The organism is Deltaproteobacteria bacterium (genome assembly GCA_016178705.1).
Lineage (GTDB): Bacteria > Desulfobacterota > Binatia > HRBIN30 > JACQVA1 > JACOST01.
This window is the reverse complement of the sequence record JACOST010000014.1, coordinates 634,750-655,164: the sequence shown is the minus strand read 5'-3', so window position 1 is coordinate 655,164 and position 20,415 is coordinate 634,750. Positions and strand designations below refer to the sequence as shown.

The following is a 20,415-nucleotide window of genomic DNA, read 5'->3' as shown; positions in this document are numbered from 1 at the left end:
TTGATGAGCGACATCCCCGACGACGAGGCGCGCTACTTGGGTGCGGTGCTCGACGCGAGCCGAGTGGCGCGTGACTTTCTCGTGTGGATGGAAACCGTCGCCGAACAACTCGCGCCGCAGCGCTCCGCGAAATTAGCGGCGGAGACCGAGCGCGTGCATCGTGCCGCGCTGCGCTCGGCGCGAGCCGCGTTGACGGCTGCGCCACCACCGGATCCACTGGTGGCGTTCGCCCGCGGTGTCGATGAAGCGTTGCAGCACGCGGAACGGGCGTGCGAGTTGTTCACCAGCTTTCCGACCGTGGAGCCGACGCTGCGCATCGCGCACATTTTGGGTGCGCTGCACGAAGTCGCCCAGGCGCAGGAGGGGTTCTACTTCTTTCGGCGCGCGTTGACGCCCTTTGCCGACTACTTTCAGCTTCCCGGCGTGACGGTCGACGATCGGCCGGCGCAGCGCGGCGACGACGGCGCGCTGGCAACCGGCGTCATCCACGTCTCCGCCGGCGGGCATCACGGTGGCTTCGCCCTCTACGTGCCGGAACACTACACGCCCGAGCGGGCGTGGCCGCTGATCGTCGCGCTGCACGGGGGTTCCGGCAACGGCCGCGACTTCTTGTGGACCTGGGTGCGCGAGGCGCGCAGTTTGGGATATCTATTGGTCGCTCCCTCGGCAGTGACCGACACCTGGGGCGATGTCGAAGATCAAGGCCTGCTCGAAATTCTCGCCTGGCTCAGCCAGCGTTACCACGTGGCGATCGATCGCATCTTGCTCACGGGATTGTCGGATGGTGCGACCTTTGCGTTGCTGTACGGTCTCGCTCATCCCGAGATCTATCGCGCGCTGGCGCCGCTGTGCGGGGTGCTGCACCCGGCCAACGAAGCGATCGGCAACCTCGACCGCGCGCGCGGCGTGCCGATATACCTCGTCCACGGCGCGCTCGACTTTCTGTTTCCGGTGCAGCTCGCGCGGCTCGCCCGCGACCGACTCAACCTTGCCGGCGCGGCGCTCGAATATCGTGAACTCCCGGAGCTGTCGCACACCTATCCACGCTCGGAGAACATACGCATCCTCGAGTGGTTCGCGGCCCTGCCGCCACGGTGAGAAACTTGATTGTGTCACCCTGATCGCGTCGCTAGACTGCGAAGCACGATGGGGGTGGCGATGCGACGAATCACTTGGCTGCTGCTGGCCGCAGTGCTGCTGTCGGTTCCGCTGTCGCGCGCGCAGGCACAGAACTGCGGGCGCGACTCGGCCGACTACCTCTGGACGTTCATCCGCGAAGCGCGGCTGTGCCTAACGGTGTTCGTCCCGCTTGGCCGTTCGTGCGCGCCGCGTAACCGGGTACTCGACTTGCGCGCGACCAGACTCGACGCCGCCTGCTCGGCCGGCACCGCGGCCCGCCTCGATTGCACCGGACGGCAAGCCATCATCAGCGCCGGGCTGACGTACAGCTCGCTCGCCACCGGCGGGTTCAGCCACGTGTGCAACACGTCGGCATGTGGCAATGGCTTCCTCGAAAGTGGCGAACAGTGTGACGATGGCAACCTCGTGAACGGTGACGGCTGTTCCGCAACGTGCCAGCTCGAATCGACGACGTGCAGCGACGTCTGCGCCGGTGTATCGCCCGTGTCCGGCACGGCGATCAAAGCCGTGCGCGTCGCGAGTGGCTTGAACAGCCCGCTGTACGTGACCGCTCCGCGCGGCGATGTCAGCCGCATCTTCATCGTCGAGCAGGGTGGCGCGATCAAGATCCTCAAGTGGGGCACGCTGCTGGCGACGCCGTTCCTCAATCTGGCGTCGCAGATCGCCTGCTGCGGTGAGCGTGGATTGCTCGGAGTCGCCTTTCATCCGCAGTACGCTGCCAACGGGCGCTTCTTCGTCGACTACACCGACCCGAGTGGCAACACTGTTGTGTCAGAGTACCGCGTCAGCGCCAATCCCGACCTGGCAGACAGCGCGAGCGAACGCATCATCCTGCAAGTCACGCAACCCTTCTCGAATCACAACGGTGGTCACATCGCCTTCGGCCCGGACAACGATCTCTACATCGCCCTCGGTGATGGCGGCAGCGGCGGCGATCCGCTCGGCAACGGACAGAATTCCACCACGCTGCTCGGCAAGATGCTCCGCATCGATGTCGATGGCGCCGCCCCCTACGCGATTCCGCCGAGCAATCCGTTCGTCGGTTCGCCGACCGCGCGCCCGGAGATTTGGGCGCTCGGGTTGCGCAATCCGTGGCGGAACAGCTTTGATCGCCTCACCGGTGATCTCTACATCGCCGACGTCGGCCAAGACAGTTTTGAAGAAGTGAACTACCAGCCAGTCGGGAGCGCCGGCGGCGTGAACTACGGCTGGAACACCGTTGAGGGCAACGGGCACTGCTTCAATCCGTCGAGCGGATGCGATCAGACCGGACTCACGCAGCCGATCCTCGACTATCCTCACGGCCCCGGCGACAGCATCGGCTGCGCGGTCACCGGCGGCTACGTGTATCGCGGCTGCGCGATGCCCGACCTCCGCGGGACGTACTTTTACGGCGACTTCTGCACCGCGTTCATCAAGACCTTCCAAGTTGCGGGTGGCGTCGCCACCAACCAACAAGATCGGACAACCGATCTCGCGCCCGGCGGCGGCCTATCGATCGATCTGCTTTCGTCCTTTGGCGAAGACGCGCGTGGCGAGATCTACATCTGCGACCTCGGCGGCGAGGTTTTCAAAATCGTTCCGGGGCCGTAGCCTCGATCCGAGGATGATTGGCGAGTCCGGTCGTCACGTGTCGCGGCTCGTGAAGAGGCCTCCACCCTAACCCTCCTCCGCGGCGGGTGATGCCGCAGAGGAGGGAACCCTTGTGCGCAGCGGTCGCGCATCACCCGCCAAGTTCCAGTTCCCTCCTCCGTGAGCATTTCCGCGAACGGAGGAGGGCTAGGGTGGAGGCCTCCGATCCGTTCAGCTACGCGGCTGCAACATCAACGTCGCCTCGGCCACCGCATCGATGGCCGCGCGGGTGAACAGCATCGGGTGATACTCGCCGCGTGCCCACAATGGCGCGAAGTCCCCGAAGTGCGGGCTCTCGGGTTGGCCGCTTTGGCCGATGGTGTGGATCGACAGCGAGGCGTCCGGATTGCCGAGGTCGACGACCTGCCGATACGAGGCGGCGGCCACCTGACGATAAGAGAAGCGGAAATTCTGTCCGGTGTTGTTGGGCGTGAAGCCGTCGCCGGGCATCTCGAACGGGCCGACGTTAAACAGCCGCTTCAACTCCGGCGTGCGCGCCGCGCCGTGAATGAAGAGGACCGAGTGTAAGCGACCCCACCGCCATGCCTGCGGATCATCGCCGAGCCGCTCGCGCAACTCCGCGACCGCTTCGCGGACGCAGCGACGCAACACGAGATCCCGCAGCGTCGTTGCGTCGCCTTGCTCCGCGCCCGCAGCGGCTGCGAGCCAGAAGGGATCAGGCTGTTCGAGCAAGCGCAGCGCCGCCTGCAACACATGGCTGCTCTGATCGATGTAGTGCGGAAACAGATCGCCGAGTTGCGCGCGAAACGCGTTGGCAAACCAACGATGCAGGATCACTTCGTATAGCGCCGCCGCGGCGCTGTCGATGCTAAGCACACCGTTCCATCCACGCAGCAAGTCCTGCGCGAGCGTGCTGTCGCGGTTGGTTTCGCCATCGAGCGCAGCCACGAGGTACGGCACCATCATCTGCGCCGGCAGCGATGTCACGTCGCTCTGCAACGCCGCCACGTCAGCGACGGCCCAACGGCGCCGCGTGTGCAATTCGCTCTTGATGCGCGCCGCTCGAAAGCCGGCATCCCAGTCGTGCGAAACCGGATGCGGCGAGCTCTTGCTGGTGGTGCGTTGGTTCGCCGTCGCGAGAAAATGCTCCGGCGAGTCCAACGTCTGCGGGCAATGTTCGAATGGCGCGTAGCCGTCCCACTCGTAGTCGTCGCTCCATCCCGGAACCGGAACCAGGCCGGCCCCGTGTCGCCGAATCGGATAGGCGCCGGCGGCGACGTGGCCGATGTGACCGTCGACATCGGCATAGAGAAAGTTCATCGGCGGCGCCGCCCAGCCGCGCAACGCCGCGCTGAACTCTTCCCAGTTTGCGGCGCGATTGATGGCGAGCATTTGATTGAAGACCGACCCCGGCTCGTAAGCGCTCCAGCGCAGCGCGAGGCCATAGCGGCCGTCCATTGATGTGTAGACGATCGGGCCGTGCTTGGTGACGCGCACCGGATGTCGATGCGGGTCGGCTTCGCCGCGCACGCGCAGCGTCTCTTCGATCACCGTCGCTTGCGCCCAGCCCGTTGCGGTGCGGTAGCGCGCCCATTCACCCGGATCGAATTCTTCGACGTAGAGATCCTGGACGTCCGCCGACGCATTGGTGAGACCCCAGGCGATCCGCGCGTTGCGACCGATGACGATGCCCGGTTGTCCCGGCGTCGAGCAGCCGGTGACGTTGTAGAAGCGCCGGCCATCGTACGTCGGCCCGACGAGATGCATCTCGTACCAGTGCGACGGATGCGCCAAGCCGAGATGGGGATCGGAGGCCAACAGCGGCTTGCCGGTCGTCGACTTGAACCCATCGACCGTCCAGTTGTTGGAGCCCACAGCGCTGTCGCCGGCCGCCTCCCCTTGGGTACCGAACCAGCGCGCGCCCGGGGCAAGATCGAGGCCGCGCTGCGCGAGTTCGTCGTCGGGCGGATAGCCGAGCGATTCGAGATGATCGGCAACCGCATCGGCGCCGATCCAGCCGTAGTCGAGCCCAGGCGGTACTTCGATTGCGATGTCAGGATCGGTCGGCATGAGTTGGCGCGTGCGTTCCGCACCCAAGCGCGCGATCAGGCGCGCGCGCAACACTTTGCGCGGCCAGATGCCGCCTTGGTTGTAGGCGACGGCTCGCGTCAGCACGTCCAGCGGCTGCCACGGCTCGGGCTCGAAGCCGACGAGTTGGAACTCGAGCGGCAAGCGACCGCGATGGGTCTCGATCCACGCATTCACGCCGGCTGCATACGCGGTGATGATCGCGCGCGTCTCGTCATCGTAGGTCGTCCATTCCCGATCCAGGCCGCGTTGGAAACCCAGCGTACGCGCAAACACGTCGCGGCGCAGCGCGCTGGGGCCGAAGACTTCGGCCAGGCGACCCGACGAGATGCGGCGCCGCAATTCCATCTGCCACAGCCGGTCCTGCGCGTGGACGAAGCCCTGCGCGAAAAATAGATCGCGCGTGGTCTTCGCGTACAGGTGCGCCACCCCCCAGTGATCGCGAATCACCGAGACCGGCTGCTCCAGTCCGGCCAGATGCAATTCGCCGTTGACTTGCGGTAACACGCGGCGTGCCTCGGCACGCAACGCCTCCAGATCCGACACGTCGATCGACACCAGTCACCTCCGCAGCGTTGGCGGAGTACAGAGCACAGTTTGCGGCGCAGGGAAAACTCGATGAACCGTTGCCCACCCTGGGCGCACCGCCATGCGCCCCTACGCGACCTTCACACGACACCCCTTTCGTACGCGGTCGGCCCTGTGATAAACGAACGCTTGTTAGTCGTTTGGTTCGAACACTTCGGGAGTGGTGGTTATGAAGCCTGGTGACATCGATCTCAACGATCCCGACTCCTTCCGCGACGGCGTCCCGCACGACTACTTCAAGCTCCTGCGCACCGAAGCGCCGGTGTCGTGGAACGAAGAACGGGAACCGCCAGGACAACCTGGCTTCTGGGTGATCACCAAGTACGACGACCTCAAGTTCATCTCGCGCAATCCGGATCTGTTTTCCTCGACGATCGGCGGCACCAGTATCTTCACGCCACCCGAGGAAGACATGATGGGTCTGCGGGCGCTGATGCTCAACATGGACCCACCGCAGCACGTCAAGTACCGCGCCCTGGTCAACCGCGGCTTCACGCCGCGCATGATCCAGAAGCTCGAACCGCACATTCGCGACATGACCCGCCAAATCATCGATCGCGTCGCCGAGCGCGGCGAGTGCGATTTCGTCGCCGACATCGCCGCCGAGCTGCCCTTGCAGGTCATCTGCGAGATGATGGGAGTGCCGCTCGAGGATCGGAAGTACATCTACGACCTCAGCAACTTGATGATCGGATTCGATGATCCGGAGTTTCAGCACTCGCGTGAGGACGGCAAGCGCGCTGGCACGGAGATGTTCCTCTACGCCGCCAAGCTCGGTGAGCGCGCCCGGCAACACCCGGCGGACGATCTTGCCACGGTTTTGGTGAGCGCCGACGTCGACGGCGAGAAGCTGCCCGAGCTCGAGTTCAATTCCTTCTTCTTGCTGCTGATGGTGGCGGGCAACGAAACCACGCGCACGGTGACCACCCACGGCATGCGGTTGTTGATGGAGCATCCGGAGCAGCGCGCCCGGCTGCTCGCTAATCCCTCGCTCATTCCGAGCGCGGTCGAGGAGATCCTGCGCGTCAGCCCGCCGGTGAACTACTTCCGTCGCACCGCCACGCGCGACACCGAGATTCGTGGCGTGAAGATCTCCGCCGGGCAGAAGGTTGCGATGTGGTATCCGTCCGTCAATCGAGACGAAGACATCTTTCCCGACGGCGACCGCTTCGACGTCGCGCGCAGCCCCAACGAACACCTGTCATTTGGCATCGGCGAGCACTTCTGCCTCGGTGCAAATTTAGCGCGCCTTGAACTCAAGGTCGTGTTCGAGGAGTTGCTGCGGCGCTTGCCCGACATCGAACTGGCCGGCCCGGTGCGCCGCCTGCGCTCGAACTTCATCAACGGGGTGAAAGAAATGCGCGTGCGCTTCACGCCCAGACCAGCCGAACCGGCGCGCCGCGCCGCGGCTAGTTGAAGCGGACGCGTCGTCAGCGGGCGCGCCGGTTGCGCGGCGCTGCTGCCGGCAACCACACGCGGAACGTCGAGCCGTGTCCGACGGTGCTCTCGACCGCGATCGTCCCGCCCAGGATATCGAGCAAGCGGCGCACGATGTAGAGGCCGAGCCCCACGCCGCCGTGGCGGCGCGTGTCGGAGCTGTCGCCCTGGCGAAACGGCTCGAAGATGACCGCGACCATTTCGGCGGCGATGCCGATGCCGGTATCGGCCACGCGGAACTCGACACCGCGATCACAGCGCACCGCGCTCACGGTGATGCTGCCCTCGTCGGTGAACTTCACCGCGTTGGCAATCAGGTTCTTCAACACGACTTTGAGTTTCAGCGGATCGGTCTGCAGCCGCGGCAACCGCGGGGCGATCTGCCAGGTGAACTGCAGGCCCGGCTTGTCGCGGAACTCTTGCGTCTCGGTCTCGATCTCGTCCATCAAGCGGGTCACCGCCACCGGGGTGGTTTCCACGGTCAGCCGCCCGGATTCCAGACGACTCAGGTCGAGTGTCGTGTTGATCAGCTCCAGCAACTCGCGCGCGCTGCGATGGATGCGGCGTAAGACGTCGACTTCTTCCGCTACGTGTTGACCGAAGGCGCCTTCGAGCAGCAAGTCGTTGTAGCCCATGATCAGATTCAGCGGGGTACGCAGCTCGTGTGAGATCGTCGCCACGAAGTCCGACTTGATGCGCCCCACGCGCTCGAGTTCTTCGACCAGGCCGGCGTTCGCCAGGGCCAACGACGCGATCTGGGCGATCCCGGCCGCGATGCGCTCCTGCGGCGGCGAGAAGGGCTCGCGCGATCGACGATAGCCGGCGGAGAGAATGCCGATGACATCCTTGCCGCGCCGAATCGCCGCGTATAGCGCGCAGGTCACGCCGTATTGCGCCAGCAACCCCGCCGGGACCAGGCCCTGCGCTTCGTTCACCAGCACGTGCGCCACGTCCTGTTGCTCGAAGTGCGCGAGCAACCCCGCCACCAGCGAGCGTGGCACCCGCAGCACGCGTAGCGATTCCCATTGCTCCGGCGTATCGCCATAACCCGCCACCGGCGCGTAGCCACCCTCGTCCGGTTGCCACAGGAAGGTGTGCGAGAAATCGCACTCCAGCACCTCCGCGGTGAGCTGGCTGAGGCGATCGAGCAACACCGGCGTGTCGACGGAAAAAATCAACTCGCGGCCGACGCGCGCCAGCGCGCTGGCAACGTGGGCTTCGTCCTTCTGCGCGCGGTAGGCGTCGGCGGCCTCGATCGCCACCGCCACTTGTCGGGCGATGCCTTCGCAGAGATCGACCTGATCCGCGCCGAACGAGCGACCGGTGGTCGCGGCGATGGCGACCAAGGCGCCGCGGATGTGGCCACGGACCACCAGCGGTGCCGCGATCAGCGCGGTCATCTCGTGCCAGTTGGACAAACTACCGACCAGCCACGGGTGGGCGCTCACGTCGTTGACGACCACCGCGCGACCACCGCGAAGCTGTCCGCCAAACGGGTCGCTCGGCAGGTGCAGCGCCTGTGCGTCAGGAAGCAGGGTTGGCGGCACGCCGAACTGCGACACCAAGCGGAACGCTCGCCGCCGCTCGTCCCAGTAGAAGGTCGCCACTGCGTCGCAGGTGAGCGCCGCCGCCGCTTGCCGTTCGACGCGGGCGAGCAGCTCGCTCATCTCGAGCGTGCCGCTGATCGTCCGCGCCACTTCCAACAGCGCCGCGGTCTTTTGCTCGGCCTGCTTGCGTTCGGTGATGTCGCGCGAGTTGACGACGATGCTGCCGACCCCGGGATCGGTCAAGAGATTGTTGCCGATCGCCTCCACGACGCGCCACGAGCCATCGCGATGGTGAAAACGAAATTCGATCGACGGCGCAACCCCGGGGTGTTGCACGTGGTCGGCGAACGTGGCGATCACCCGGGCGACATCTTCCGGGTGAACCAACTCGAACACAGAGCGGCCAACCAATTCCGCCGGCGGGTAGCCAAGCACGCGCTCGTGCGACGGGCTGGCGTAGCGGAGGGAGCCGTCGGCATTGAAGATGGCGATCAGGTCGGAGGCATGTTCAATCAGCGCCCGAAAATGTTCGGCGTCAGCGAGGCGTGGCTCGACGGCGGGCGTGGTGTCTGTCCGGTGCAAATCCATAGTGAGGGAATCCTAGGCAGTGCGGTGCGTCGTGACGGTGACAGCGAGCAAGCAGTAGTGGATGAAACACTCGGGTGGGGCACGACGACGAGCAGAAAATTTCTCTTGCGCTACTAATCGCAATTGCGGGAGTATTGCAACGAAGAATTTGCCGCAGCGTTTGCGGGGTGGTGCCCGGGACTTGCTCGCGAGCCGGATTCACGTCAGGTACACCACCACATGCCCCGTCACGTGTCGCGCTACCGCGTGCAACTCTACGATGTGAACGCCTTCGGCGAACTGGGGGCCGCCACCGTGCTGCGCTTCATGCAGCAGACCGCGTCGGACGCCTCGGCGGCGGCAGGCTTCGATGTCGAGTGGTACGCCGACCACGGGACCATTTGGCTGATCCGGCGCTCGACCGTGGAGTATGTGACGCCGGCCATCTACCGCGATGAGCTCGCCGTCCACACGTGGGTGTCGGACATTCGGCGTGTACGCTCGCGGCGTGAGTACGAGTTGCGCCGCATTGGCGACGATACGCTGATCGCCCGCGGCGTGAGCGATTGGGTCTACGTCGACACCGCCAGCGGCAAGCCGGTGCGTGCCCCCGAGGAATTGCAGCGCGGCTTGATGCCTGGCGGCGTGGTGGCGCAGGAGCGCCGCCCGCAGAAGCCAGCGTTGCCGCCGCCGAACGCGTTCCGTACCGCGCGCCGCGTCGAGTTCGCCGCCATCGATTCGGTCGTCCATGTCAACAACGCCCACTACGCCGTCTATCTCGAACAGGATCTCTGGGACGCGCTGGCGGCGCATGGATGGACGCTCAGTCCGGTCACGAGCGACGGGCTGTTGCGCGCGCGCGTCTACGACATCGAGTACTTCGATGCGGCTGTGTACGGCGATCAGCTCACCGATCTGGTGTGGGTAACCAACGTGGCCGCAGACGGCTTTCGTTGCGAGCACACGCTAGAGCGCGACGGCCGTCGCTTGCTGCATGCGGTCAGCGAGTGGCGCTGGGCCGCGGGGGCGCTGCCACCGGCGCTGCAGCGGGCGGCGCATGCGCTGGCAATTGTGTAGTTCCATGACGATCCGTTCACGCGCCACCCACCGTACGCTGCTGGTCGCAACCGTCGTGGCCACGCTCGCGCCTGCTGTCCACGCTCATTCCGTTCGCGTGTTCGTGGTCAATCCGCGCATCGAGCTGCGCTACGCGGACACCTACGCCAACTACCGCGACAAGATGGCGGCGTTGTTCGACGCGGCTCATCCACGCCGTGGTGAACTTGTCCAAGCCGATGTCGCGGATGTGGCGACTCGCATCCAGCCGCACGACGCGGCGGCACCACCGGAGGTGCTGGTCGTGTTCCCGGAAGACGTCGGGCTGATCGCGGGTCTGATCGGCCGCCGCGGCGCCAATGCGCGGCACGTGACCGCGGCCAACGGCGGCTCGACCGCCGCCTTCATCTCGCTCACCGTCGCGTACGATCCGCTGATCCAATATTACCAGACACGCTATCCCGACCTGCCGGGCTTGCGTTACTTGTTTCTCGCCGAAACCGACACGCTCTACCGCGCGTTCTACGAAACCTTTCGCGAACTCGCGCAGACCTACCAGGTCCACATCGCCGCCAGCATCAACGTCGCGCCGGCGCGCCGAGTTGATGCGGCCAGCGAGCCGGCGCTGGTGGCGCAGCTACGCGATCCCGAGGATCCCACGCGCGAGTATGCGTACGAAGCGATCTCGCCGCAGGCCGTCAACACCCTGTTCGTCTTTGCGCCCGATGGCGAAGTGCTCGTGCTCGACGACGCGGGCAACACCGTGCGCAGCCCGTCGCAAACGGCCGGAGTGTTGCGCGGCAGTCTCGACAAGGCGTACCTCACCGAGGTCGAGCAGGACCCGCTCGGTCTGGCGTACGGCGCGGTGAGTGACCTGGGCGTGCTCGACACGCCCGTCGGCCGGCTCGGCTCGGTGATTTCGAAAGACGCATGGATGATCGACGTCAACGATCGCTACGACGTTAGGCGCGCCAACGTGATCATTCAAGCCGAGGCGTTCGACACATGGGGATTCTTGACCGATCCGTGGGCGCCCGACGGCTTCAAGGCCGGCGGCTTCGCGCAGGTGCAGCGCAATCCGAACTCCCTTTACAATCTGACGCCGTGCCTGATCGGTAATCTGTTCGAAGTGACCTTCGACGGTCAAGGCGCGATCATCGGCAAGCGCAGCAAAGCAAGCGTGGACGAGGTCCCAACGGCACCTTGGATCGGCCAGAATGCCGATGGCGGCTTCCTCGCCGTCGCGCCGTGGGTTCGTGATGATCCAGGACTCGCGACGTCGGGGCTTACGTTGGCGCAACGCCGCGCGCAACTGGTTGCTAGTGGTACCAAGTTGCTGCCGCTGTCGGGAGTCGCGTGCGCCGCGCCGAATGCGGCGGGTGTGTGCGAGAACGGTTACCGCGAATCGATCATCAGCCACGATCTCGATCTGCCGGACGGCGACACGCCAGCGGCACGCATACCAGAGCCCGGAAGCTCCACGGCCTTCGCGTCGAGTCGGGCAGTCGATCCACCTCTCGCGGGCGAGCAACGCCATCCCGGTATCGCGGCGCGCGACGGCCACGTCTACGTCGTCTGGCAGGACAACCGCGCCGGGCGCGACAACATCTATCTCGGCATCAGTGAGAACGCGGGCGAGACCGTCGCCGTAACGCGCGTCAGCGACAACTCTGCTGGCACGGTGACGGAGCTGCGCCCCGCGCTGGCATTGCGCTCAGACGGAACTCAACTGTTGGCGACCTGGCAGGAGTTGTGTGGCGATGGCGACCGCGCCTGCGGGCGCATCAAGCTCGCGCGCTTCGACGCCACGGGACACAAACTCGCACCCGACGTGCGGGTGGATTCGGGCAGTGACACCTCAGGCAAGTGGAATCCGGCCATCGCGCTCACCCATCGCGGTGATCCGTTTGTGACCTGGGTCGACGAGCGCGACCACGGGCCGGAAGACATTCCGCTCGAACACATCTATGCGACGCGTAGTCGCGACGGGGGGCGCACGTTCCTGTCCAGCGCGCGCGTCGATGCTGGTGAGCCGGTGGTGTCCTCGGCGAGCCTCGACAACAAGTGGGCGCCAACGGTGGCAGCCTGGGGCCGCTGGATCTACGTGCTGTGGGCCGACTTCCGCAACTACAACTGGGACATCTACGCCGCGCGTTCGTTGCACGGGCTGCGCTTCACCGCGAACGTTCGCGTCGACGACGCGGTCGGTCTCGAGCGCATCCACGACCACCCCGCCGTCGCGGTCGACCGCCACGGGACCCTGCACGCCGTGTGGGCCGATCGCCGCGCACAAGATCCCGTCACCGCGATCCGCTATGCGCGCAGCGACACGCGCGGGCGGAGTTTCGGTCCGAGCCAGCGGGTCGATGGCGCGACGTACCATTTCGATCCCGATCACGACACGCCGAACAATCAGTGGCAGCCGATGATTGCCGTCAGCGGCGACGATCTGTTCGTCGCGTGGCAAGACAACCGTCTTGGCGACAACGACATCTTCGTCGCGCGCAGCCGCAATCGCGGCGAGAGCTTCGAGGCCGACGAGCGCGTCGACGACAGCGGCAGCGATCCGAGCAACCAATACCGCCCAACGCTGGCGGTGGACGAGATCGCGCCCGGCGGGCGCGTGCTCTACGTGGCGTGGGAAGACGAACGGCGCGGCCCGGCGGCAGTCACGCTGACGCGGCGAGTGATCGACCAGTGAGTCATGGCGCATCTTGCCGACGCGCCTGAAACGTGAGACGTACACCGCGATGGCGACGAAGGACGCGACCCAGGTAGTCATCGCGCTGATCCAGATGCGCTGCGCCGAAGATCCGGCGGTGAACTTGCGGACCGCGGTCGAACGGGTCGAAGCCGCGGCGAAGCAGGGAGCGCAGATCGTGTGCCTTCCCGAACTGTTCCGCTCGCGCTATTTCTGTCAGACCGAAGAGCACGCCAACTTCGAACTGGCCGAGCCGATTCCCGGTCCGACGACCGCCGCGCTGGCGCCGCTCGCCGTCGCGCATCGGATCGCTATCGTCGCCTCCGTCTTCGAGCGCCGCGCCGCCGGTCTGTTCCACAATACGGCCGTGGTGATTGATGTCGACGGATCGATCCGCGGATTGTACCGCAAGATGCATATCCCCGACGATCCGCTCTACTACGAAAAGTTCTACTTCACGCCCGGCGACCTCGGTTTTCAATCCTTCGCCACCCATCACGCGCAGGTCGGCACGCTGGTGTGTTGGGATCAGTGGTTCCCCGAAGCGGCGCGGCTGACGGCGCTGCGCGGCGCACAGATTCTCTGCTATCCGACGGCGATTGCCTGGCATCAGAGCGAGAAGCAGGAGTTCGGCGTCGCCCAGCACGACGCGTGGCAGACGATTCAGCGCAGCCATGCGATCGCCAACGGCGTGTTCGTCGCGGTCGTCAACCGCGTCGGTACTGAAGGCACACTGGAGTTCTGGGGCGCGTCGTTCGTCGCCGATCCGTTCGGCCGCATTCTCGCACGCGCCAGCCACGACCGCGAGGAGATCCTGCTGGTGCCGTGCGACCTCGCCCGCATCGCCGAGACTCGCCAACACTGGCCGTTCCTGCGCGACCGCCGCATCGATGCATATCAAGGATTGGTGAAGCGGTATCTGGATCATGAGTCGTAGCCGGCCGCGGCGGGCGCGGTTGGTTTGCCGCGTTGCGACCAAGCGGCAGGTGCGGTAAGCGGTCGCTCACGATGCTCGATATCCGACTCATCCGCGAACGCACGGAGTTTGTGAAAGCCGAGCTACACAAGCTCGGCGTTACTGCCTCTGTGGTCGATGATCTGCTCGCCGCCGACAAGCGACGGCGCGAGCTGATCACGCAAACGGAGACGCTGCGCGCGCAGCGTGGCGAGACCTCGCGGACAATCGGCAAGCAGCAACCGGCGGAGCGCGATCGACTCAAGGCCGAGATGCGCGTGGTGGGCGAGCGGATCGCGGGGTTGGAGACGGAACTCGAAGCGGTCGAGGCTCGATTCAATCAGCAGATGCTCGCCATTCCGAATCTGCCCGATCCCAGTGTGCCGCTGGGCGCCGACGATGGCGCCAACGTGGTGCTGCGCACTGCCGGCGAACCGCGGCAGTTCGGTTTCACGCCCAAGCCGCATTGGGAATTGGGCCCCGAACTCGGCATCATCGATTTCGATCGCGGAGTGAAAATCTCCGGCTCACGCTTTTACGTATTGCGCGGTGCCGGCGCCGCGCTGCAACGGGCGCTGATCGCGTGGATGCTCGAGCTGCACACCCGCACGCATGGCTACGCCGAGATCTATCCGCCCGCGCTGGTCAAACAGGAATGTCTGTACGGGGCGGGCCAGCTTCCGAAATTCGCTGACAACATCTACCGCGACGAGGAAGACGATCTCTTCATGGTCGGCACGGCGGAAATTCCGCTGACCAATCTGCACCGCGACGAGGTACTGGCGAAGGATCTGCTGCCGATCTCGTATGTCGCCTACAGCCCGTGTTTTCGGCGCGAGAAAATGTCGGCCGGACGCGACGTGCGCGGCATCAAGCGCGGGCACCAGTTCGACAAGGTCGAACTTTACAAGTTGGTCGAGCCGGCGCACTCCGCCGCTGCGCTCGATAAAATTCTGGAGCACGCCTGCGCGGTCGCCCAACGCTTGGAGATCCCGTACCGCGTCATCGACATCTGCACCGGCGATCTCGGATTCGTTGCCGCGAAGAAGTACGACATTGAACTGTGGGCGCCCGGGTGCAACGAATGGCTCGAAGTCAGCTCGTGCAGCAACTGCACTGACTTCCAAGCGCGCCGCGCCAACATCCGCTATCGCCCGTCGGCGAACGCCAAGCCGGAGTTCGTACACACCCTCAACGGTTCCGCCCTCGCACTGCCGCGCCTGATGATCGCGGTGTTGGAGAACTACCAGCAAGCTGACGGCAGCATCGTCATCCCCGACGTGCTGCGCCCGTTCATGGGAGGGCAAGAGCGCATCGCTCGGAGTTTGTGAAGAAGTCGAGCGCGTACTGTTGGCGTCACCGTTCGATGCGCACCGCTGACTCGACTTGTTCGCCGAGAAAACGTTGGCCGACTTTGATGAAGCGGTCGGGTACGTCGGTGACGAAGAAACTCACCGCGCAAGTACCGGCGCGACGCGCGAGGCGCTTGCGGGTGAGCATCGTGCGCGTGGCGCGCGCGGTCGAACTGGCTGAATCGACGAGTTGCACCTTCGGCCCCATCACCTCGCCGATCACGGCGCGAAGCAGCGGATAGTGCGTGCAACCCAGCACTAGTGTGTCGATGCCGCTCTGGCGCAAGCTGCCGAGATAGCGGCGCGCGGCGCTGCGCGCGATCTCGTTGTCGACCCAGCCCTCTTCGGCCAGGTGGACGAACAGCGGACAGGCACGGGTGTAGATCTCAACGTCACCCGCGAACCGTTCGGCGAGGTGTTGTAGCGCGTGGGTGTAGGCGCCGCTGGCAATGGTCGCTTCGGTGCCGATGACGCCGATGCGGCGGTTGCGCGTGACGCGCAGCGCTTCGGCGGCGCCGGGCTCGATCACGCCGACCACCGGGACCGCCGCGCGTTCGGCAATCGCCTCGAGCGCCACCGACGACATGGTGTTGCACGCCACCACCAAGAGCTTGACGCCTTTCTCGATCAGAAAATCGGTGTTCTCGACCGCGTAACGGCGGACGGTCTCGGGCGACTTGCTGCCGTACGGATAGCGACCGGTGTCGCCGAGGTAGATGAATTGCTCGCGCGGCAGCTCACGCATGAGCTCGTGCAACACCGTCAGCCCGCCGATGCCGGAATCGAATACGCCGATGGCGCCGGCAATTCGTGAGTCGTGAGTCGTGAGTCGTGAGTCGTGACTCGTGACTCGTGACTCGCCGGAGGCGGAGCGCGCCGTAGATTGCGGACGCTTCGCGCGGCGCGCCGGTGCGCGCTTACGCTTTTTCACAGCGCGCCTGCGACTAAACGCTGCGCGACCTCGCGGTCGCTGGGTACTTCCCCACGCACCTGTTGCCACACGCTGGCGGGCTCCATGCAGAGGTAGCTCGGTACGTTCGGAAACGCTTCGCGAAGATAGCCCTCGACAGTACGATACATCTGCATCCGCAAGCCGCGCCACACCCGCGCTTTGCCGTCGGGTCCCGGAACCAACTCGCCGCCTAAGACCTGTGTCGTTGTTGGTCGGGCCCGCATGGCCGTGCGGAGACCGGGCGAGAGGCGTAGGCTTCCTAAACTAATCCACGCGATGCGGCGCGGATCGACGACGGCGGCGATCATTGCCACCGTTTCGCGATAGCCTTCGGCCCAACCGGGATGTTCGATGAGCGGATCGAAGTGAAACCCCACGCGATAGCCGGCGGCCTGCACGCGGCGCGCGGCGGCGATGCGTTCGCTCAACGATGCCGTGCCGGCTTCGTCGTTGGAGCAGATCGTCGGCGCGTTCACCGACCACGACACCACGACGCGGTCTTGCGGATCGAGTCGGAGCAGATTGTCGATGCAGTCGCTCTTGGTTTTCAATTCGAGCGTGACGTTGCGATGTGCGGCGAAGAACGGGACCAGGTCGCTCGTCAGGCCAGTGATCGGATCGAGCGCGAGGCTGTCGGCCAGCTCGCCGGTGCCGATACGGAAGTCGCGTTGCGGGTGCGCGCGCAGCACCGTGGCGATTTCGGCGAGGCCATCGTCGATGTTGGTGAACGCCTTGATCGCGGGATTGTTGGCGATGTACTCCTGCAGGAAGCAGTAGCTGCAATCGTAGGGACAGTTCGACGCGAAGTTCACCACCAAGTAGTTGCAGCAGACCAGCCCGGCGGTTCCGGCCGGACAGTGCTGCAGCCAACTACCGCGATGGCGCTGCAGGACGAGGCGTCGCTTGCCGGCCGCGAAGCGATCCGCCGCGGCCGATTCGCCGACTTCGGCGGTGACGCACGGGACATCCGGCAGCGCAGCGCGTACCCGCCGGGCAATCGGCGTGTCTTCTTCGCCGGGTGCAATCCAGATCTGTTCAGGGCGCCACGGCGTCACAGTGCGTGCTCCAACGTACGGAAGACGTCGTCCAGCGCCGGACTGTCGAGCGCGCGTTGCACGGCGGCGGCGCACTCGCGCAGCGCCGCGGCGCTGTTGGCGCGCAGCTCGACGCGAACTTCGTCGCCTTCCAGCTGGAGTGGGAACTGCAGGCGTACCCCCGCGGGCAAGTTGAGCTGGCGCACGAGTTCGGCCAACCGCGCGTCGGCCGCGGCGAGTTGGGGAAAACGCAACGGACGCAGCGCGGCCCGCAGCGCGGCGATCATCTGGTTACGTCCGAGATCACGCGCCAGGGTGGTCACCATCGGCTCGCGTGCCCACACCTCGCCGATTGTGCAACCGTCACGTCCGGCGATATCTTCGCTGCAATCGAGAAAATCGCGGAACTGGTTTTCGCCCAGGCGCAGTTGTTCAGCGAGCCGCAGCAACGCGGCTTGATCGCTGGACGCGAGCCGTAGCCAGCGCTCGCGCGTCGCGGTCGAGAAGCGGCGCGCCGCCGCATAGGCGTGCACGGCGGCCGTGGTCGCGTGATCAGGCATGCGCGGCAAGGTCACGATAGTGGGCGGCGTTGTTTGGCTGCCCCCGCTTGCTGGCGCCGTTGGCGAGGATGGCGCATTTCTCCGCGAAGACGGCGGCAACGGCGGCACGGCGCGCGCCATCGAGGGCGGGATCTGCGAGCAGTTTGCGCAGAGCCTGCACGCGAAAGCGATCCATGCCCCAGTATCGTTGCGATAGTTGATCGGGGTAGCCGCGGCGTTTGATCACGAGCGGCTGATCGAGGAGCGCGACCGGAGTGTCGCGCGCGATCCGCAGCCACAAATCATAGTCCTCACACGCGGGCAGACTCTCGTCGAAGCCGCCGGCGGCTTCGAACAGGTCGCGGCGCATCATGACCGCGGAGGCGCTGATCAAGCAGCGCCGCAGGCTGGGCAGGAAGATGTTGCCGTCGGGGATGCGATGATGTTGGGGTGGATTGACGCGCACGCCGTTGCGAATCCAAATCTCTCCGGTCTGGCAGATACGCGTGTGCGGATGCGCGCGTATGAAAGCGATCTGGGCAGCGAGTTTGTCGGGCAACCACAGATCGTCCGAGTCGAGAAACGCCAGCCACTCACCGGTCGAACTGCGAGCGCCGGTGTTGCGTGCCGCGGCGACGCCGCGGTTGGGTTGCCACAGGTAGCGCACGCGATCCGCGAACGGGGCAAGCGCGGCTTCAGTCCCATCGTCCGATCCGTCGTCGACGACGATCACTTCAATGGTCAGTTCAATCGTCTGGTCGCCGCGCTGGGCGAGCACGGATCGAACTGCTTCACGCACCAACGCGTGTCGATTGAAGGTCGGAATGATCACGCTGATCAAGCCGTGCGCCGTCATCGCGCGAAACCTACTATATGCAACTGGCACGCGAAAGCTGCCGGTACGCTGGACTGCGAGAAGATCATCGCGCTCGCTTCCGAGCGCCCAGCCTCGCTTCGATCGCAGCCCAGAGCTGGTCGATGCCCGCGCCGGTGTGAGACGAGACGATGCAGAGCGGGTACCCCGCGCGCGCGTGTAACGCCGCCGTCTGCCGCGTCAGGTCGCCGCGGTTGAGCTTGTCGGCTTTGGTGACGACGAGCAGGGTTGGAATGTCCTGCACCGCGAGAAAATCGAGCAGTTGCTGATCGTCCGCTTCGATTCCGCGTCGGACATCGATGATGACAACCACGGCTGACAATGCCCGCCGATCGGTCAGATACGATTCGACCAATTGACCCCACTGCTGCTTCACGGCGAGCGGGACGCGAGCGAAGCCGTAGCCCGGCAAGTCGACGAAGACCACCGCTTCATTCAAGACAAAAAAATTCAGTTGCTGCGTCCGCCCCGGGGTCTTGCTGACTCGCGCGAGTTTGTGCTGTCCGACCAGTCGGTTGAGCAGCGACGACTTGCCGACATTCGACCGGCCAGCGAACGCAATCTCGGGCCAGGCATGCCGCGGCAGATGATTCGTACCGCTCGCGGCACTCAGAAACCGAGCGGAAGTGATGCGCATGACCGAGTTCGTAGCAGCGGACGCCCACGGAGGCCAGCTCGGGGGTTTGCCCAAATGTCATCGAGGTGTTGACAGTCACGCCGGCTCATATCACCATCCACGCAGGTACGAGCTGAACGATGACAAGACCATGGGTAGCCCTCGTTGCCGGGGCGTGTTTGCTGGTGACTGTCGGCGTGGTGGTGCAGCGATTTCGCGGCAGTGATGCCGAGGAACCGGCTGTCGCCCGCAATCGAATGGCCGCGTTGGCTGGCAAGGCCATCGCCAAGCGTGGTGGATTGGTCGACTATCCGGAAGGCGCTGATGCTGGTTCGCCGGGCCACTTCGATGCACCGGCTGGTGCGGCCGCTGTCGGCGGCGCCCGCGGTGCCGGTGCGGCTGTTTCTGGATCGACTGGCGACGCGACCGAACCGAGTGAGCGCGGCAGCGCCACGGTAGGCAGCGTCGGGAGCCGCGCGCGAGGGAGCGTCGGCGTGAGTGGAAGCTCGGCACCGATCTCCGCCGGCAATTCGATTAGCGTGACTGCACCGGTTGTTGGGCCGGCGCTATTCGAGAAGCCGAGCAGCCCGGCAGGCGGTGGGACCGATGAATCGATCGCGTTGGTGCCGTCGGCAGGCGGCCCGGGCAAGCAAGTCAAGGACGAGAAGCAGAACCAAGATGAGAACGGGCCGGTGCTGGCGTTGTCGTTCGACAACTCGGTTCAGCCGGACAAGGGCGATCAAGCCACGTTGGCTGAGGGCATCGCGTTTGATGGGCAGGGCACCAAGTTCTCCGAGGACGCGCAATTCACCGTGCCGAATGCCGGTGGCCTGACGGGCGAGGCCGGAACGATTTCGTTCAAGATTCAACCCGATTGGTCGGGAGCGGAAGAGACCGATGCGTCCTTGGCGCAGCTGCGCACACCGAATGAGTGGGACAATCGACTGCAAATCACCAAGAACGGACAGTATCTGCGCTTCTTGCTCGCCGACGACACCGGGCACGAGAGCGGTGCGGGCATCCCGATTCGCTGGCAACCGGGTGAAGAGCACACGGTGACGGCGACGTGGGGCGAGGATCCAACGACGGGGCAGAAGTTGGCGTCTCTATACGTCGATGGGCGATTGGCCGGTCAAAGCCCGTACTACGGAAATTTCATCCCGCCGAATGGGCCGCTCTACATCGGGTCCGATCACCCCGGCGGCGGTCCCGGCGCGCGCGGCACGATGAGCGATTTCCAAGCGTATAATCGCGCGCTGTCACTTGCGGAGATCGCGAACCGCAGCACTCGCTGATCAAGCCAAGCGGTTCGAGAAAAGCAAAAGGGCGCCCGCGCTGTGCGCGGACGCCCTTTTGTTGTTGCACGCTCCGGGGAG

Annotated in this window: 15 protein-coding genes; 8 read left to right on the top strand and 7 right to left on the bottom strand. The window is 65.3% G+C overall.

The features are described 5' to 3' along the window. Positions 1 to 3 precede the first annotated feature (3 nt). Complete coding sequence (locus tag HYR72_11040) at positions 4 to 1,098, top strand: phospholipase (protein MBI1815505.1); 1,095 nt, start codon at positions 4 to 6, stop codon at positions 1,096 to 1,098. 60 nt (positions 1,099 to 1,158) lie between these two features. Further along, positions 1,159 to 2,733, top strand: coding sequence for a PQQ-dependent sugar dehydrogenase (locus tag HYR72_11035; protein MBI1815504.1), 1,575 nt, complete (start codon positions 1,159 to 1,161; stop codon positions 2,731 to 2,733). A 210-nt stretch (positions 2,734 to 2,943) separates the two neighbouring features. On the opposite strand, the gene HYR72_11030 is transcribed toward HYR72_11035, so the two are convergent. After that, the gene (locus HYR72_11030) at positions 2,944 to 5,379 is read right to left on the bottom strand and encodes a penicillin acylase family protein (protein MBI1815503.1); all 2,436 of its coding nucleotides are present in this window, start codon (positions 5,377 to 5,379) and stop codon (positions 2,944 to 2,946) included. A 199-nt stretch (positions 5,380 to 5,578) separates the two neighbouring features. Between HYR72_11030 and HYR72_11025 the strand changes: the two genes are divergently transcribed. Next, positions 5,579 to 6,826, top strand: a complete 1,248-nt coding sequence (locus HYR72_11025) for a cytochrome P450 (GenBank protein MBI1815502.1) — start codon at positions 5,579 to 5,581, stop codon at positions 6,824 to 6,826. 13 nt (positions 6,827 to 6,839) lie between these two features. Here the strand turns inward: HYR72_11025 and HYR72_11020 are convergent, their stop codons facing one another. Continuing rightward, positions 6,840 to 8,981 carry a PAS domain S-box protein gene (locus HYR72_11020; protein MBI1815501.1) on the bottom strand — a complete coding sequence of 714 codons (2,142 nt, stop codon included), beginning with the start codon at positions 8,979 to 8,981 and terminating at the stop codon, positions 6,840 to 6,842. A 219-nt stretch (positions 8,982 to 9,200) separates the two neighbouring features. Between HYR72_11020 and HYR72_11015 the strand changes: the two genes are divergently transcribed. The 4 genes from HYR72_11015 (at position 9,201) to serS (ending at position 15,003) form a co-directional block, all read left to right on the top strand. After that, positions 9,201 to 10,037: a thioesterase family protein gene (locus HYR72_11015; protein ID MBI1815500.1), complete on the top strand. Its 837-nt coding sequence runs from the start codon at positions 9,201 to 9,203 to the stop codon at positions 10,035 to 10,037. A gap of 4 nt (positions 10,038 to 10,041) precedes the next feature. Further along, positions 10,042 to 12,717: an exo-alpha-sialidase gene (locus HYR72_11010; protein ID MBI1815499.1), complete on the top strand. Its 2,676-nt coding sequence runs from the start codon at positions 10,042 to 10,044 to the stop codon at positions 12,715 to 12,717. 49 nt (positions 12,718 to 12,766) lie between these two features. Continuing rightward, the gene (locus HYR72_11005; GenBank protein ID MBI1815498.1) at positions 12,767 to 13,654 is read left to right on the top strand and encodes a carbon-nitrogen hydrolase; all 888 of its coding nucleotides are present in this window, start codon (positions 12,767 to 12,769) and stop codon (positions 13,652 to 13,654) included. A 71-nt stretch (positions 13,655 to 13,725) separates the two neighbouring features. Further along, on the top strand, positions 13,726 to 15,003 hold the full coding sequence (gene serS / locus HYR72_11000; protein ID MBI1815497.1) for a serine--tRNA ligase: 1,278 nt from the start codon (positions 13,726 to 13,728) through the stop codon (positions 15,001 to 15,003). 25 nt (positions 15,004 to 15,028) lie between these two features. Here the strand turns inward: serS and HYR72_10995 are convergent, their stop codons facing one another. The 5 genes from HYR72_10995 to HYR72_10975 all read right to left on the bottom strand — a co-directional run bounded on the left by HYR72_10995 (position 15,029) and on the right by HYR72_10975 (position 19,060). Further along, the gene (locus tag HYR72_10995) at positions 15,029 to 15,832 is read right to left on the bottom strand and encodes a glutamate racemase (GenBank protein MBI1815496.1); all 804 of its coding nucleotides are present in this window, start codon (positions 15,830 to 15,832) and stop codon (positions 15,029 to 15,031) included. A 119-nt stretch (positions 15,833 to 15,951) separates the two neighbouring features. After that, positions 15,952 to 17,031, bottom strand: coding sequence for a radical SAM protein (locus HYR72_10990; GenBank protein ID MBI1815495.1), 1,080 nt, complete (start codon positions 17,029 to 17,031; stop codon positions 15,952 to 15,954). Further along, on the bottom strand, positions 17,028 to 17,570 hold the full coding sequence (locus tag HYR72_10985; protein ID MBI1815494.1) for a hypothetical protein: 543 nt from the start codon (positions 17,568 to 17,570) through the stop codon (positions 17,028 to 17,030). The genes HYR72_10990 and HYR72_10985 overlap by 4 nt, the downstream gene beginning before the upstream one ends. After that, positions 17,563 to 18,405 (bottom strand): glycosyltransferase, encoded by an 843-nt coding sequence (locus tag HYR72_10980; GenBank protein MBI1815493.1) that lies wholly within the window; start codon positions 18,403 to 18,405, stop codon positions 17,563 to 17,565. Before HYR72_10980 ends, HYR72_10985 begins: the two co-directional genes overlap by 8 nt. Positions 18,406 to 18,469: 64 nt before the next feature. Then, complete coding sequence (locus HYR72_10975) at positions 18,470 to 19,060, bottom strand: YihA family ribosome biogenesis GTP-binding protein (protein ID MBI1815492.1); 591 nt, start codon at positions 19,058 to 19,060, stop codon at positions 18,470 to 18,472. Between the two features lie 119 nt (positions 19,061 to 19,179). On the opposite strand from HYR72_10975, the gene HYR72_10970 reads away from it, so the two are divergent. After that, positions 19,180 to 20,334, top strand: a complete 1,155-nt coding sequence (locus HYR72_10970) for a LamG domain-containing protein (protein MBI1815491.1) — start codon at positions 19,180 to 19,182, stop codon at positions 20,332 to 20,334. Positions 20,335 to 20,415 lie beyond the last annotated feature (81 nt).

Excerpts from the sequence above, each read along its gene's own strand:
- HYR72_11005 (MBI1815498.1), top strand. The coding sequence starts at position 12,767 with ATGGCGACGAAGGACGCGACCCAGGTAGTCATCGCGCTGATCCAGATG.
- HYR72_10970 (MBI1815491.1), top strand. The coding sequence starts at position 19,180 with ATGACAAGACCATGGGTAGCCCTCGTTGCCGGGGCGTGTTTGCTGGTG.
- HYR72_11020 (MBI1815501.1), bottom strand. The coding sequence starts at position 8,981 with ATGGATTTGCACCGGACAGACACCACGCCCGCCGTCGAGCCACGCCTC.
- HYR72_10975 (MBI1815492.1), bottom strand. The coding sequence starts at position 19,060 with ATGCGCATCACTTCCGCTCGGTTTCTGAGTGCCGCGAGCGGTACGAAT.
- HYR72_11025 (MBI1815502.1), top strand. The coding sequence starts at position 5,579 with ATGAAGCCTGGTGACATCGATCTCAACGATCCCGACTCCTTCCGCGAC.
- HYR72_11035 (MBI1815504.1), top strand. The coding sequence starts at position 1,159 with ATGCGACGAATCACTTGGCTGCTGCTGGCCGCAGTGCTGCTGTCGGTT.
- HYR72_11015 (MBI1815500.1), top strand. The coding sequence starts at position 9,201 with ATGCCCCGTCACGTGTCGCGCTACCGCGTGCAACTCTACGATGTGAAC.
- HYR72_11040 (MBI1815505.1), top strand. The coding sequence starts at position 4 with ATGAGCGACATCCCCGACGACGAGGCGCGCTACTTGGGTGCGGTGCTC.
- HYR72_10985 (MBI1815494.1), bottom strand. The coding sequence starts at position 17,570 with ATGCCTGATCACGCGACCACGGCCGCCGTGCACGCCTATGCGGCGGCG.
- HYR72_10980 (MBI1815493.1), bottom strand. The coding sequence starts at position 18,405 with ATGACGGCGCACGGCTTGATCAGCGTGATCATTCCGACCTTCAATCGA.
- serS (MBI1815497.1), top strand. The coding sequence starts at position 13,726 with ATGCTCGATATCCGACTCATCCGCGAACGCACGGAGTTTGTGAAAGCC.
- HYR72_11010 (MBI1815499.1), top strand. The coding sequence starts at position 10,042 with ATGACGATCCGTTCACGCGCCACCCACCGTACGCTGCTGGTCGCAACC.